The following is a 16,844-nucleotide window of genomic DNA, read 5'->3' on the forward strand; positions in this document are numbered from 1 at the left end:
AAACCAACGCCCTCTTTTTAGATAAAAAAATCTGAAAAACAACACAATATTTTATAAAAAGTAAAACCGCTTGTATCATTTCAATCATACAAGCGGTTTTTAGGATGTAATCCTTTAAGTTGGATAAAGCTTTTTTGTGAAATATTTTAATAAAAACGGCGACGATAACGTAGTGAATAAGATGACCAAAATAATAGAAGAATAATACTTTCCCGTAACTAGATGTGCTTGGAATCCTAGCTGCACAATAATCAGGGCCATCTCGCCACGAGAGACCATCCCCGAGCCCACCATTAAGCTGCTTTCCTTACCAAATCCGCAGAGTCGGCTGCCCATAAATCCACCCAGTAGCTTGGAAAAAATAGCGATAACGGTAAAGACAAGGATAAACAGCAGCTGCTTCGCCAGATCATCAAAGGTCACCTCTAAGCCGATACTAATGAAGAAAACCGGAATAAATACCGCATAACCGATCGCTTCGATATTGTACCGTACATCCTTCCAGACGTTGGTTTGACCAATCGCGATCCCGGTAGAAAAAGCGCCAATCACCGAGCTTAAGCCGATAAAATCCGCCACGAAAGACATACTCAGACATAGCGTCAGAGATACGATGATGACAGAAGACTGAGCGAATATCTTCTTACTCAATCTCATCAGATACGGCGCCCCCCAGCGAATCAAGAAGAAAACCGCGAGAAAGAAAAGCACTTGAGCAATCAACATGAAGCCTAAGGGTCGTTCGCTCCCACCTTCAACTCCTAATAACGGCATACATAGACTAACGATTAGCACAACTAAAATGTCATCCACTACAGCTGCTCCTAAGATGGTCGAACCCTCTTTGGTTTTAACGACCTTTAATTCTTTTAGAACTTCAACGGATATACTAACAGAGGTCGCCGCTAAAATTAATCCGAAGAAAAATGATTGGCTTATTGGAACACCGAAGAGACTCCCGCTCCCCGTTCCTAATAATAAAGGAAATAAAATGCCCAGCAAGGCAACGAAAACTCCCGGCCGAAAATACTTTCGCAGCAGCGGCAGATTGCTTTCGATTCCTGCTAAAAACATCAGTAAGATCACTCCGATCTCAGAAAAATCCTTCACCAGGATATCTGGATGGACAATCCTTAAGCCCCCGTTTCCCAAGAGAATTCCCACAAGCAATTGCCCGATCACTGCTGGAATTCCTATTCTTCGTGAAAAGTGACTAGCTAAGGTAACACTTACTAAGATCAAACACAAAACACCAATAAACTTCATCTCTTCGCCTCCACCTACGCAAAATGAAAAGCTAGCGTTAATGCAATTGTATTCGCTTACGACAAGGAAGTCTATCGGAAAAATGAGATTAACAATAAGAAAGATTCTTCAAACTCCGTCAGCTTTGGAGAATTAAGCTATCAAAATTACAGCTACATGACGATAGTCACTTGTAAAAATTTTATACTTTCTCAAAAAAAGAATCCGAGTCTCGTAAAAGATACGAACTCGAATTCCATGCTTCAATTATTTAACCAGCGAGTCTCCGTTTGAGGCAATCACTTCTTTATACCAGTTAAAACTTTTCTTTTTATAGCGCTCCAGTGTGCCTGTGCCATCGCTATTGCGATCTACATAAATCATGCCATAGCGTTTTTTGATCTCAGCCGTGGTGAAGCTGACCAAGTCGATACAGCCCCAAGAGGTATAGCCCATCACAGGAACGCCGTCTTCGATCGCCTCTTCGACTTGAACCAAGTGGTCATTCATATAATCGATTCGATAATCATCAATGACTGTTTTTTCGCCATTTTCCAGAGTAACTAGTTCATCGACCGCACCTAACCCATTTTCAACGATAAACACAGGTTTTTGATAGCGATCATACAGGATATTTAAGTAGTAGCGCAGACCTTTGGGATCAATCTGCCACCCCCATTCACTGGCCTTTAAATATGGATTAGGGATACCGCCAATAATATTCCCTTCGCCTGCTTCTTTCGTCGGATCAGCAGATTCACAAACACTCATATAATAACTGAAGGAAATGAAGTCAACCGTATGCTTCAAATCCACTAAGTCTTGGGGAAGAATGTCCAATTCAATCTGATTTTCTTTAAACATCCGCTTCGCATAGCTTGGATAATAGCCGCGTACTTGAATATCTGAAAAGAAAAAATTTTCTCGTTCCGTTGCCAAAGACTGTAGTACATCCTCTGGTTTTGGCGTCAACGGATAGACCGGTACACCTAAGATCATACAGCCAATCTGCGCCTCTGGAATCAGCTCATGACAAGCCTGAACCGCTCGGCTGCTGGCAACTAGCTCATGATGAATGGCTTGATAAATATCTTGCTGCGTCAATTCTTCTTTCGGAGTATTGATCCCGCCGCTAAGAAACGGTACATGAGTGATCGAATTAATTTCATTGAAGGTCAGCCAATACTTGACCTTATCTTTGTAACGGGTAAAAACTGTCCGAGCGTAGTGCTCGAAAAAATCAATCATTTTTCGGTTGCGCCAACCATCATAGGTCCGCGTCAAATGCAGCGGCGTTTCGTAATGAGACAATGTTACTAACGGCTCAATCCCGTATTTTAAACATTCCTCAAAAACCGCATCATAAAAAGCTAAGCCCGCTTCATTCGGTTCTTGTTCATCTCCTTGCGGAAAAATCCGTGCCCAAGCAATCGATAGACGGAAGACCTTGAAGCCCATCTCTGCGAATAAGCGGATATCCTCTTTGTAGCGATGATAAAAATCAATCCCGACTAATTTTAAATTATCCTCCAATGGTTCTTCGCTAGGCGTTTCATGCCAACCTTTGCGAGTCACATCTTGCACGGTTAGCCCTTTACCATCTTCTAAATAGGCCCCTTCACATTGATTCGCGGCAACGGCTCCGCCCCATAAAAAATTATCTGGAAATCTACTCATTTCTTACACTCTCCAATTCGTTGTTTCGTTTAAATCACATACAAAACGGTGTCTTCATAATCCGCAGTTTTCATTTCATCCTTAGGTACTACGTCGATAAAAGTATCACTATTTGTCACTACGATCGGAATCACGGTGTCATAACCCGCAGCTTTTACGGCGGCAAAATCAACCGTCAACAATGGCTGACCTGCTTTGATTGTATCGCCAACAGCGACAAGACTTTCAAAATATTGACCATTCAACTCTACAGTGTCAATCCCAACATGAATCAGCAGCTCCATTCCTGCTTCACTAGTCAATCCAATCGCATGTTTTGTCGAGAATAAGGCAGAGACTGTTCCATTAAATGGCGCGACAATCGTATTTTCTTCAGGAAGAATAGCAATTCCCTCTCCCATCACTTTACTTGAAAACGCTGAATCATTAACCTTATCCAAAGAAATTACTTTTCCCTTCACCGGCGCCAATACCTTCTTAGGATCGCTGCTGCCGCTTTCCATTACCTCTAAGACAGTATCTTCTGTTGTAACTTCCTCTTCAATCCCAAAGAACCAAGTCAAAGCAAAGGTGATTACAATCGACGCTGCGGCTACGATACAGGCATTGATAAAGTTTCCATCAATACTCCCGTTAATAAATTGCGGCAGAGCTACTAAAGACGGCACTGCAAACGCATAAGATTCTACTCCTGTGATCCCCATAAAGATTCCGCATAATGCGCCTGAGATCATCGCGGCATACAATGGCTTTTTATACTTCAACGTAACGCCATACAATGCCGGCTCAGTTACACCAGCTAACAGGGCAGAAATTCCCGCTCCTAATGCTACTTGCTTCAAATTTTTATCTTTGGCTTTCATTGAAACGGCCATCGCTGCTGCACCTTGGGCAAGATTTGCCGCCAACATTGCTGGTAAAATCAAAACATCTGGTGTTGCAGCAGAGGCAATCAAGAAAATTGGTGCAAATGCCCAATGCATACCTGTCATAACGATTAGCGGCATAAACGCGGACATCAAACCAAGTGCCAACCAGCCCGCTTTTGCCTGAATCCAAATAACTGCGGCAGATAATCCTTGTCCTGCAAATGTCCCGAGCGGACCGACAACGACCATTGCAATAATGGCAGATAACAATAAAACAGCTAAGGGTTGTAAGAGATTTTTCATCACCGCCGGAATGATCCGGTTGAAAAACGCTTCGATGTATTTCATCAGCCAAACCATGATCAAAATCGGAATAACAGATGAGCCATAGCTAGCTAACGTGATCGGTAAACCAAAAATACTTACTGGATCACCAGCGGCCACCATCGCCGCAAAATTCGGATGCAGCATAATTCCTCCTACAGCCACGGCCAACATCGGTGTCACACCGAATTTCTGTGAAGCAGTAAACGCCAGCATCACAGGCATGAAATAGAATGGCGCATCACCAAAAAATGTCAGAACCGCATAAGTAGAAGAGCTTTCACTCAGTACACCTAGCAATGGTAAAATAATCAATAGGACCTTGATCATCCCACCGCCTAATAATGCTGGGATCAGAGGCGACATACAGCCTGAGATTACATCTATTAAGTTTTCAAATAAATTTTTCTTTTCTGTAGTACTTGCAGGCTCCGCACTAAAATTCCCTAATTTAGCGAATGCTCGATAGTAATTCGCGACATCATTTCCTAGAATAATATGGTATTGCCCTGCCTTTTTCATTACTCCCATGACTCCTGGGATTGATTTGACTGTCTCATCGTTTATCTGTGATTGATCCTTTAGAATCAACCGTAGCCGAGTAATACAATGGGTCGCCGTTTGGATATTGTCGCCGCCGCCAACGGCATCGTAAATTTGTTTTGCTGTTTTTTCGTATTTCATTCTTTCTCCTCTTTTCTATGAGTCTTCATTTTTCTTAATTCATGAAAAATGGGGTCGATTTCGCTATAATTACTGCGAACAGTGGAACTGGCAGCTATCTCTTACTAATGTCATTATTTTTCTAAAAACCTGAAAAATAATTCTACTTTTCGTCACGCATACCATTCCACTAAACTTCTTGTTCAATTATTCTTTATAGGTCACTAATTTGATCTCTCTCTAAATAAACTGTGAATAGTGGAACTGGCAAAAAAAGACCTAAAGCTGTCCTTGGACTAGCTCTAGGTCATGCTCCGGTGGGATAACAATCCTAGTTACAAATTTTTGGTGATACGTCTGATATGTGCGGTCAAGTAGAGCAATTCAGTCGAGCTTAATTCATACTCAAAGTCCTTTTGGACATACTCTTTAATCTCTAACGCACTGGCGTATTCGCCTTCATATTTATGCTTCAACGTATTCAATAATTCCTCGTCTTCATCATCATAATGGTCTCCTGCCAGCAAACGCTGTGCAAAGAATTTCACATGAGTGATGAAACGATAATAATCCAACGAATTTTCATCGAATTCTGTTCGATAATGCTCTTTGATAATCGTCTCGATTTTCTTAGTGATTTCCGCAATCTCGTAGGCAAATTCCCACGTTTTGTCCATCTCGGCATTAACAAAATGGATCGCAATGAAGGCCGCCTCGTCAATCTCGAAGGACACCCCTAAATCATTTCGGACTACTTCAATCGCCTTCTCGCCTACCGCGTACTCGTCAGGATAAAAGCGTGCGATATCCCAACGTAGTGGATTTTTCAAAATCAAACCCTCTCTATAGCGATCAATCGCTGAATGGATATGATCGGTCAAATTAACATAGATAATTTCATTCAAATTCTTACCTAATTTGATTTTCCCGAAATTGATGATCTTCTCAGAGACTAAAATGTGCTCCATTGGTACATTGAGTAATAGCTCGGTGAATTTACTTTGCGTTTCTTTATCCTTCAGTAAAAATGTCTTTTCAATCTGTTCCATGTCGACGACTTGCCCTTTTTTCTTCCCAAAGGCAATCCCCTTGCCCATCAGCAGTACGTCGACACCCTTGCTGTTTGAAGAAATAATCGTATTATTATTTAATACCCGTTTTATGATCATAAAATATTTCCCTCGCTAGCCATAAAAAAAGCCCATTTACATACACGTCAATTGTGCGGTAAATAGGTCCTGCTCACATAAAGTGATAACATCCAACATTTTTCATTTTCAATTCCCGCATGCTTACCCGAAGTAATAACATCAAGAACTTATGGAAAGGTTATCATGAATTCCCGAGTCCTGTCAATATTTTTTTACACAGTTCTCTTACTTGCCAAAAACAAGCAGAGGGAAGCGTTCTTTTTGGCATCCCTCTGCTCTTCTTATTTTATCAAGCTCTCTTCACGTTCGGCTGCATTGCAAAGTGAACATGTTTCTTATATGGCGGCATTCGATAGCCTTGTGCCTTCAATTCGCTTTTTCTAACGGTATAGCGATATGCGCCGCAAGAAATAATGACCACATGCTGACCAAAGGCTGTCACCGCTCCTGTTTTTAAAGCCCCGTCAACTGTCTGGGCGGTAATTTCATCACCAATTTTTAATATTTTTATTTCCATCATCTTCATCATATCGATCTCTTATTCACTTTTTTATTATAAAAACTAGAATGAAGCACTTGATACTGCCTCATTCCTAGTTAGAACTCTCGAATCAATCAAAAATATCGGCAGATAATTCTTGAATCACATCGGTCAATAGCTGAATCCCCGCTGCGCTATTACCAAAAGCATCTAAGGCGGGGCTGAAAACACCCATTCCATACCGATTAGGCACTGCGGCCATTAATCCGCCGCCAACTCCGCTTTTCGCTGGAACCCCTACATGAACGGAGAATTCCCCTGATTCATCATATAAGCCGGCGGTGGTCATAATGGATTTGACGATCGTCGCGCTTTTTTCTGAAACGATTCGTTGACCATTCCAAGGAGCGACACCCTTGTTCGCCAACACGGCAGCCAATTTTGCGATGCCGGCTGCGGTAACGTTCACGGAGCATTGCTTAAAGTACGTATCTAAGATCGCTGGGACTTCCCCTTCAATCATTTGATTTCCCTTCATGTAATAAGCCAATGAACGGTTGATATCCCCCGTTTTTGATTCTGAGCGGTAGATTTCCTCATTTAAGGTAATCTCTGGATCATCACAAATCAGCTTCATGAAGGCCAAAATACGTTCAAATTTTTCATCAGGTGTTTTCCCGCTGATCAAAGAAGTCGTCGCGATCGCCCCCGCGTTGACAAAGGGATTCATAGGATGCTTTCGGTGGTTAATTTCCATATTCATGATTGAATTAAAGGCAAAACCGGTCGGTTCGGTATTGATCGTCTGGAAGACTTTATCTGTGCCGTTATCGTTGATCGCCAGTAGTAAAACCGGTACCTTCGACATACTTTCGATGGCAAAACGGACATTGGCGTCGCCTGCTGTGATCAGGTGTTTTTCAGCCAAGTCATAAATTGCCATCCCTAACTGTTTGGGATCGACCTTTGCTAGTGCCGGAATATAATCGGCGACTTTTCCTGTTTGATAATAGTGAAAATTTTTACTGATTAATTGTGTTAATTCTTCTTCGTCCATTTTAAATCCAACTTTCCTCTTTTATTTTTCCGCATGTTGAAATTTGTGTCGGCACGCGTAAATCGCAAATGGAATAACTAATACGATCAGGTAAGAAACGATTAAAATCATTTCATAAATACTATGCTGTCCAGCCGCGATGCTTGCGGGCGGAACAAAGGAAATACAAAAGGCAAAAAGTGAAGTCAACAGTCCTAAACAAGCGATAATCGTTTTGACAACCTTTCCGCCAGGTACTTGATAAGCCCGTTCAAGCCCTTCATTTGAAAAGACCAGCTTCAAATAGCCGGCAAAGAACATGAAATACAGCATCAGGTAGATCACAACGGTCAACGACATCGCCGCAAGAAAGGACAGGTTGTTCCCGCCGCCGCTTAAGGTAAAGACGGCTGCCCAAATTGTCGCCACGATCCCATTAGCGATCATTAAATGCGCTGGAACTCCGTGACTATTTTCCTTTGCGAAATAATCAGGCAGCAAGCCTTCTTCAGCAGCTACATGGAGGGCTTTTGAAGGTGAAGTGACCCAAGAAGAAATTTCTCCAATAACCCCTAAACAAACAAGAAGCGCTAAAATCTTCGCGATCCAAGCAAGATGCGGATCAATGTTTCGCAATAAGAATTCAAGAGATTGGATGACTCCAGTATTCAAGGACAAGCCCTGTTGCGGAACCGTCGTCGCAACTGTCAAACCGCCAAAGGTATCCAAAATGATTGCCAAAATGACTAAGACAAACATCGCTAAAGGATAATTCTTTTTAGGATTTTCCATTTCATTGGCGTGACTAGCCGAAGTTTCGACCCCCATATAAGCCAAAATAAAGGAAACAAAGACAACCAATGTTGGTAATTTAGAAAAATCCGGGATTAAGGTTTTCATTGACAGTGTCGTTTGCAAAGGCGCACCGGATGCGACGTAATGAATCCCCAAGCCGAACAAGACCAGCGCTGGAAGTAAAATCCCCGCAACGAACCCGATTCGAGCAATCAAAGAGGTATATTTTGTCCCCTTTAATTGTGAAACTAAGATCGCCCAAAAAATGATCAGTAAAATAGCTAATTTTAAAAATTTATTGTTTTGAATCGCTGAAATCCCCGTGGCATAAGAAAGTGCCCCAGTTAAAAAATACAGCATAGTTAAATAGCCCACCGTAATTTCAAACCATTGAAAAAAGATGGCCGCAAATCCGAAGCGTTTGCCTAATGTACGGCTGACCCACGTATACACGCCGCCTTTCTCCCAGCCTTTCACGGTCGCCATTTCCGCCGCGCACAGCGCCACTGGAATGAACCACAATAATCCGCCTAATAATAGGAAAAACACTAAACTAAACCCTGAGGTCGCAAAGGTGGGATATTCATACAGCGAAACCACCATTGAAATCGTCATGGCTAAAAATCCAAAGAACGTCAATTTCTTCGCAGGAATCTTCGTTTTGCTTTGTTCCATGAAACTTCCTCTTTTCTATTTGTTTTTTTCTCCGAAGAAGGTAAAATCCAAGCCCTCTTCCTGTTCCTCTTTGGTCGTTGTGATGGTGGTGAAATGCATACTGGTCTTTAAGATTGCTGTGGTTAATAAAAAAGCATAGATCGCCACATTCACTACACCAGCCACCTGAACCCCTAACAAGAACCAGCTGCTGCCATCTGACAATAAATGGCTGTTTGCAGCAAAGATGGCAATAAGAATCGTGCCTGTAAAGCCGCCCATTCCGTGGACGCCCCAAACATCTAACGCATCATCCCATTGCTTTTTCTTGCGATAGTCCACCGCCTCATGGCAAACGATCCCGGCGATAATACCAATTAAGAGAGCACTTTTCGGCTCTACATAACCGGCACAAGGTGTAATTGTCGCTAAGCCCGCCACCGAGCCTGTTAGTACATCCACGAAATCAAAGCCGTGTCCCTTAATTTTCGCCATAATCAACCAAGTAATCATCGCAAAAGCCAACGCCATAAAGGTCGAACCAAAGGCATTGACCGCTTGAACATCTGCTCGCAGCGCACCACCAGAATTAAAGCCGAACCAGCCGAACCAAAGCAGGCCTGTACCAATCGCTGCCGCCATCAGATTACTGTGCTTCTGCCGCTCATCGAGCGAAATCCTTCGTTGACCTAAAACCAAAATACAAGCCAATGACCCAAAACCAGCTGTCGTATGAATAACCGCGCCACCGGCAAAATCTCTAAAGCCCATCTGCTGTAAGAAGCCGCCGCCCCAGATCCAATGACAGACCGGAAAGTACACCAATAGATTCCAAAAGACCACAAGCAACACGTACCCCTTTAGATTCAATCTGCCGGCAAACGCGCCAGTCATCAAAGGAACGGTGATCACGATAAACATCAATTGATACAAAAAGAACATCAAAAACGGAATCGTTGCGCCATGGAACAGATCCGGCATACTTGTCACATGTCTCATTAAAAAGAAATCTGCCGGATTACCAATAATGCCTCCAATGTCACGCCCAAACGCAAGCCCGAAGCCGCCGAACACCCACATGATCGTAGTGATTCCGACAGATAAAAAGGATTGCGCCATGATCGTTAAAATATTATTTTTTCGTGCAAGGCCGCCATAAAAAAAGGCCAAGCCCGGTGTCATCAAGCAGACCATCGCAGTACACAGAATCATGAATGCCGTGTCTCCTGTGTTCATAGAGAAATTTGTCATTGCTTATCACCTCTTTTCTACATAGACGAGTATAGAAAACTTCTTGACCGATTTTTTGTTGATTTTTTTATGTTTGGCTGCGAAAAAAATAAATAATGAGGAACTATTTTGATTTTTTTTAGCAGGTCACTCAGGACAAAAAAAGAAAGCGTTCAAATTTCAACGCTTCTATCTTAGTATTCATATATATGCGGAGCTTTTATTAATGACTCTCAAAAAAAATTACCGATCATTTCGATAACCAAAGGGATATCGCTCTTGGAAACGCCAAGCATCGGTAAGAATCTCTTCAATCTCGCTTTGAGCAGGATGCCAATTTAAAAGCCTCTCGATCTTGTCGTTAGATGCAACTAAAATCGCCGAATCACCTTTCACACGGGGCTTCACTTTGATAGGGATCGGTTTTTTCGTAACTTTTCTAGCCGCCTGAACCACCTCTAAATTAGAGCAGCCCTTGCCGGAGCCCACATTAAGAATCTGGCTTTCCCCGCCGTTAGTCAAATAGTTCAATGCCAAAATATGGGCCTCAACCAAATCTAAAACATGGATGAAATCTCTAATACACGTCCCATCAGGTGTGTCGTAGTCATCACCGAAAAGCAGCATGGCCTCATCCTTCAACGCCTTTTGCAAAATCATTGGAATAAGGCGCTGCCGAACTTCTCCAAGAGTCCCATTCTTTTTCGCTCCAGCAACGTTAAAATAGCGCAAGGCGATAAATCTCAACCCCTTCGCCTTGCTTTGCCAGTCCATCATCGTTTCCATCATCCGTTTGGTTTCTCCATAAGGATTGATTGGTGCTAAGGCGCTCGTTTCCTTTACCGGGACCTTTTCCGTATTCCCATAGACAGTTGCAGAGGAGGAAAAGACGATATTTTTGACTGAAAATTCTTCCATCACCTCTAATAACACTTGAGTTCCACCTACGTTGTTACTAAAATAATCCAACGGCTGCTCCATTGATTCTCTGCCTAGTGATAAAGCGGCAAAATGCATGACCGCTTCGATGTCCTCCTTTTGAAAAACAGAGCATAGGAAAGATTTATCCCGAATATCCCCTTTATAAAAGCGCGCCTCCTTATGCACTGCTTCTCTAAATCCTGTCACCAAGTTATCTACTACAACAGTCTCATAGCCTTGAGCAATCAATGCATCCACAGCATTGGAACCAATATATCCTGCGCCACCTACAACCAATATCGTCATACGATCCCTCCTAAAATCTCTACAATTATTATTGTCATTCATTTATTTATGCAAATTTTTTAAAGTATATCGTACTTTCATCGGAAGTCCGTTGATTTTGCTTCGTCCTAGCAGAAAGAAAAGGACTAACCTGAATTCGCTAGTCCTTAACTATTGTTTTCTTACTTTTATAATCAGGCCTGAAGTTCTTTTTGATAATTTCTCCATGAACCGTAATGTGTAATGTTCTTCTTTTTTTCTGCGGAATACTTTTGGCAGACAAACCCTAGTTTTTCTACGCCATTTTCCAGCACTACTTTTCCGATGGCTAAAGGGTAAGGAATCGTTTGAATAAACTGACTAAGCTTTTTATCAGGGATGCGCCAGACCTCTACGTCGATCGGTTGACCACACTCATTACTGCGAAACAAGCCTGGCTTGCGGGGTTCTGTGTGCAGCTCATATAAAAGATAATCAGAAGAAGTCTTAGTTTCATAGGCGAACTCTGCTCCATGGGCACGCATTTCCTTTTCAAGAGGAAACCCTCTCATGTGAAGACCGCATACTACAAGCTCCGTCCTCGCCTCGGTTGAATCAAGCTCTGACGCAAAACTTCTCAGCAGAGGTTCATCTTCTGGAATTGAAAATAGCGTGATTCCAAAGGGCATTTCACTAGCCACTGGCGCAGGAACCGCCACAGCACTCAATCCTAATAAATTGCAATGATTTGTGTAAAGTCCCATCTGACTATTGGTAAAGAGAGGATCAGCGAGAACTTGGTCGATTCGCCAAGTACCGGTGCAGGTCGGCAATACCAGCAGGCTGTTCGTTAGTTTATTTTTTAGAGAGCGTTCAACTCGTTTGCATACATGCTGGGCTTCAAAAAGTGCTTTTGCTGAATAATCCGCCTGTCTTGCCTGCTTTAGTATCGTTGCTAATGGCGCCACAATCGAATCACTATGCAAATCCGCAAATTCGCCAATCGCGACATCTCGTTCAACTACAAAAGGCCCTTCATAAAGAGAACGCGCCACCTGCTGAAGCTGAGCCATTTCTATCGTCTCGACGTGCGCTGATTCTCTGAAATACTTTACGGTCTTTTGCCAAGCAGCTTCATACATTGCAGCATACGGACCGAAGAATTCTACTTCATCAGGCAACAGAAGCGTTTCAGGCTGCGGGTTTTGATTAGATGTTACTGTCGCTCTAGCGTTTAACTGTTGATCAATCAGGCAAATATCCTCCATCCCGCGAGCAAAAATTGAAACACAATCAAGAGATTCGCAGGCCGGCACCACCCCTTCTGTCGAGTAGCATCCCGGTGCGGCTTTATAGCCAATAATATTGTTCAATGCCGCTGGGACTCTTCCTGAACCGGCAGTATCTGTTCCCAGCGCAAAACATACCTGCCCTAACGCCACCGCAACCGCTGAACCAGAACTCGAGCCTCCGCTGATCAGCTCTGGATCAAGAGCATTTTTCGTTGCACCATAGGGAGAACGTGTTCCCACCAAACCGGTAGCGAATTGATCCATATTGGTCTTTCCGATAGGAATCGCCCCTGCATGAATCAGCTGCGCCACTACCTTGGCTGATTTTTCAGGTAGATAGGAAAACTCCGGGCAGGCAGCAGTCGTCGGTACATGAGCCAAATCAATATTGTCCTTAATCGCAAATGGAATACCCCACAATGGCTTTTCTTCAAAATCCGGAGACGGAAGCTTATCTACATAGGCCATGATCTCCTTTTTTTCCAGTAGATAAATCCAGCAATTATAGTGTACGTGCTTCTTCGCTGAGGCGAGTACTTGATCGACAACTTCCTCTACCGTGATGTTTTTCTCTTGATAGCAATTTTGCAGCTGACGAATCGTTTGTTTCAGCATTCTTCAGACCCCCTCAATGTACGCCAGTGATTCTCCCGAGCGTAAAATATCTCCTTGCTTAATTAAAATTTCAGATATTTTTCCGTCACAAGGAGCATGATAAGCAATCTCTGTTTTCATACTTTCTGTTACGATCATCGGTTCGCCGCTTCTGACGAAATCGCCTTTGTCGACCAAAATTTTCCAAACACTGCCGGGAATCGCGCATTTCAATACTTCATTGTTTTCAGGGACCGCCGCTTCAACTGCCGGCTCTTGATCCCCTGTTTCCGGAGTATACTCAGCCAAGCCTTTTTCCCGCCAAGACTCTCTTTCAGCTTCGAAGGCCGCTTGCTGCCGCTCTTTAACCTGAGTAATTTCTGAACGGTGCTCCGCTAGCTGCGCTTGGTATTCTTTGATCGAAAATTCCGTTTCCTCGATATCAAGCTCATAGTTTCCATTGAGAAAATCTTTACGGTATTGCAGCAACTCTTCAGGAGAGACGAGGAAAAACTGCAGTTGATCAAAATAGTCTAGTAGCCACGGCTTTTCTTTTGAAAAGTAGTGCGTCTCCTTTTGCAGGTTCCACATTTGGATCGTTCGACCAAACAGCTGATAGCCCCCGGGACCCTCCATTCCATAGACGCACAGATAGGCTCCGCCAATTCCTACAGCGTTCTCAGGGGTCCACGTTCTTGCGGGATTGTACTTCGTGGTCACTAGGCGATGCATCGGATTGATTGGCACAGCGACTGGCGCACCTAGATAAACATCCCCCAAGCCTAATACCATATACTTAGCCGACAGGATTGTTTCCTGAACAGCAGCCCGGCTTTTTAACCCATTGATTCTGCGGATGAACTCAATATTATCAGGGCACCACGGAGCATCGCTACGAACATTGTCCTGATAACGTTCCATCGCTTTAACTGCCTGAGGATCCTCCCAAGATAACGGCAGCTTGACAATTCGAGAAGGAAAGACCGCATTTTCCAGATTCGCCAATTCCTCATCCAGCCTGATGATTTCCGCTAACGCTGTCTTCAACTCAAGTTTTTGCGTATCAACTTGAATTTGCAAGCTTCGAATCCCTGGTGTCAGGTTAACAATCGGCAAGGCACTTTCCTTCAACTGACGATACAACGCGTGAATGCGCACTCTTAAAATAAAATCCAAAGCCATTTCACCGTACTCCAGCAGTAAATACCGATCCCCAGATAAGCGGATGGTCAAATCAATTCCCGCCGTATTTTTTCCTTGATAAAAAATTGGATACTCTGGCTGCTTGGCCAGTATCGCCGTTTGATTCGTTTTTTTATTGCGGTAAAGCGTCTGGAGCGTTGCGGCACTTAAAGGACGCAGTATCAGCTCTTCTTGCTCCTTATTTAAGCAATTAGCCGTCTCAATATCGACCAAACAAAATTGCAGCGTATCCCCCGGTTTTAACTGACCGATTTTCCATAAATCACTGGAAATAACTGTCGCCGGACAGACAAAACCGCCTAAGCTTGGACCGTCTGGCCCTAAAATAATTGGCATATCGCCAGTGAAATCAATGGTACCAATCGCATAGGCGTTATCATGAATATTCGAAGGATGCAAGCCTGCCTCTCCGCCATCCTCTCGTGTCCATTTCGGGGCAGGGCCAATCAAGCGGACACCCGTACGTGAGCTGTTGAAGTGGACCTCCCATTCAGCCTCGCAAAATTCCTGTAAAAACTCAGGTGCAAGAAACTCAGACGTGCAGTGGGGGCCTGGTGTAACATGAATCTGCCAGACTTGCTCTTCTTTCGTTAGCTCAAAAGGCTCTTTTACTAGCGGCGTTTTGCTGGTTGCAACAGATAACGGATGCAATACATCTCCAGTCTGCAGCGAACGACCATTTTTCCCGCCAAAATTTCCCAACGTGAAGCACGAAGCACTTCCCAGTACTTTTGCGGTAATGAACCCGTTTTTTACCGCTAAATAGCAGCGCATACCCGTCTTCGACTCGCCGAAACTCAAGACTTGTCCAGCTTTTGCTGTGACCACCTGATACATAGGAACTGGCTGACCATCCAGTGTTGGTGTCAGATGGGCGCCAGCCAATGCAAATTCCATTTCGCCGCGAAATAACCACTTCCCGCCTGAAAGGGTCAACTCGATGACCGGCGCCTCTTCCGAATTATTCAAGATTTTATTAGCAATTCGGCCAGATAAAGCATCCATCGAACCAGAAGGCGGTACCCCAACACCCCAATAGCCGACTCGCCCGGGATAATCCTGTAGTGTACTATTCAATCCACCATCAAGTACTTCCAACGCTGGAATTTCAATTGACAGCTGCTCCAGCGTTTTGGTTGTCACTGTGCCAGCGGTTATCTGTGGTTTCTGCAATACTTCCTGCAGGAAGAAAAGATTCGTCTCAATGCCTTGAATTTGCGTTTCCTTCAAGCTTGAAATCAACCGCTCCAAAGCAGCTTGCCGCGTCTTCCCTTTCGTAATAACCTTTGCCAGCATTGGATCATAAAACGGACTAATCTCTAAATGATCTGAAATGAAAGTCTCAATTCGGGCATGCTCGCCCCATTCGACAGCATCAATGTGACCAACACTGGGACGAAAATCGTGATAAAAATCCTCAGCGTAAATCCGTGCTTCGAAGCTGACTCCTTGTGGAACCAACACTCTTTTCTCCAAATCAGGACACTCGCCACCCGCTTCCAGAATCATCCATTCGACTAAATCAATGCCAAAAACTTCTTCGGTAATCCCGTGTTCTACTTGCAGACGAGTATTGACCTCCAAGAAATAAAACGTTTCAGTAGATACATCATAGAGAAACTCGACCGTTCCAACACTGCGATAGCCGACAGACTTTCCTAGTGTTTCTGCTGCTTGATGCAGCGCCGAACGAACAGCGTCTGTAAGACCAAAGGCCGGACATTCCTCGATCACCTTTTGATTTCGACGCTGCAATGAACAGTCCCGCTCACCGATGATTATCAGCTCTCCCGCCTTATTCCCAAAAATCTGAACCTCAATATGCCGAGCATTTTCAATATATTTTTCTAAAAACACTCCGCCATTACCAAAATTCGCCTCCGCCTGATTCACCACTGAATCAAAGGAAGACAGCATCTCCGCTTCATTGCGGCAGATCTTCATCCCAATTCCGCCTCCGCCAGCCGTGCTTTTCAGCATGATAGGATAGCCGATTCTTTCTGCTTCTTTTTTTACTTGATACTTTTTACTCAGCAATTCCGTTCCATTAATCATGGGAATCCCCACTTTGTTCGCGTATTCTCGTGCCAGATGCTTCATGCCGAACTCTCTTATATGCTGAACCTCTGGACCGATAAATATCAAACCATTATTAGCACAGGCTTCAACAAAATCGGCATTTTCACTAAGAAAACCATAGCCGGGAATCACAGCCTGTGCCCCGCTTTTTTTCGCAATCGCTAATAATTGTTCCTGATTTAAATAAGTCTCATCGACCGTTTCTCCTTGCAGTAGATAACTTTCATCTGCCAGCTCGACATGTCGGCTCTTTTCATCTGCTTCAGCATAAACAACCACTGAAGTAATGCCCATTTTCTTTAATGTTCGAAGAATGCGAACAGCAATCGTTCCACGATTAGCAATCAATACTTTTTTAAACATCCC

The 16,844-nt window shown here is 43.6% G+C and carries 11 protein-coding genes; all 11 read right to left on the bottom strand.

The window, feature by feature from the left end; translation table 11 throughout:
- Positions 1-114: 114 nt before the first annotated feature.
- Positions 115-1,266 (bottom strand): cation:proton antiporter, encoded by a 1,152-nt coding sequence (locus tag J9537_RS16785; RefSeq protein ID WP_218257663.1) that lies wholly within the window; start codon positions 1,264-1,266, stop codon positions 115-117.
- Positions 1,267-1,512: 246 nt separating this feature from the next.
- Complete coding sequence (locus J9537_RS16790) at positions 1,513-2,922, bottom strand: glycoside hydrolase family 1 protein (RefSeq protein WP_218257664.1); 1,410 nt, start codon at positions 2,920-2,922, stop codon at positions 1,513-1,515.
- A 29-nt stretch (positions 2,923-2,951) separates the two neighbouring features.
- Complete coding sequence (locus J9537_RS16795) at positions 2,952-4,799, bottom strand: beta-glucoside-specific PTS transporter subunit IIABC (protein ID WP_218257665.1); 1,848 nt, start codon at positions 4,797-4,799, stop codon at positions 2,952-2,954.
- Positions 4,800-5,113: 314 nt separating this feature from the next.
- Positions 5,114-5,947 (bottom strand): BglG family transcription antiterminator LicT, encoded by an 834-nt coding sequence (gene licT / locus J9537_RS16800; protein WP_028020105.1) that lies wholly within the window; start codon positions 5,945-5,947, stop codon positions 5,114-5,116.
- A gap of 271 nt (positions 5,948-6,218) precedes the next feature.
- Positions 6,219-6,458, bottom strand: a complete 240-nt coding sequence (locus J9537_RS16805; RefSeq protein ID WP_070509655.1) for a hypothetical protein — start codon at positions 6,456-6,458, stop codon at positions 6,219-6,221.
- Between the two features lie 82 nt (positions 6,459-6,540).
- Positions 6,541-7,467 (bottom strand): glutaminase A, encoded by a 927-nt coding sequence (gene glsA, locus J9537_RS16810; protein WP_010744183.1) that lies wholly within the window; start codon positions 7,465-7,467, stop codon positions 6,541-6,543.
- A gap of 21 nt (positions 7,468-7,488) precedes the next feature.
- The gene (locus tag J9537_RS16815) at positions 7,489-8,916 is read right to left on the bottom strand and encodes an amino acid permease (RefSeq protein ID WP_070509653.1); all 1,428 of its coding nucleotides are present in this window, start codon (positions 8,914-8,916) and stop codon (positions 7,489-7,491) included.
- 15 nt (positions 8,917-8,931) lie between these two features.
- Entirely contained in the window at positions 8,932-10,146 is a 1,215-nt protein-coding gene (locus J9537_RS16820; RefSeq protein WP_070509651.1) for an ammonium transporter, read from the bottom strand.
- Between the two features lie 222 nt (positions 10,147-10,368).
- Positions 10,369-11,352: a UDP-glucose 4-epimerase GalE gene (galE, locus tag J9537_RS16825; protein ID WP_070509649.1), complete on the bottom strand. Its 984-nt coding sequence runs from the start codon at positions 11,350-11,352 to the stop codon at positions 10,369-10,371.
- 173 nt (positions 11,353-11,525) lie between these two features.
- Positions 11,526-13,217, bottom strand: a complete 1,692-nt coding sequence (gene atzF, locus J9537_RS16830; protein WP_070509647.1) for an allophanate hydrolase — start codon at positions 13,215-13,217, stop codon at positions 11,526-11,528.
- Positions 13,218-13,220: 3 nt separating this feature from the next.
- Complete coding sequence (gene uca, locus J9537_RS16835; RefSeq protein WP_070509645.1) at positions 13,221-16,841, bottom strand: urea carboxylase; 3,621 nt, start codon at positions 16,839-16,841, stop codon at positions 13,221-13,223.
- Positions 16,842-16,844: the final 3 nt, after the last annotated feature.

It is taken from the genome of Enterococcus raffinosus, from assembly GCF_019175485.1.
Classification (GTDB): Bacteria; Bacillota; Bacilli; order Lactobacillales; family Enterococcaceae; genus Enterococcus_A; species Enterococcus_A raffinosus.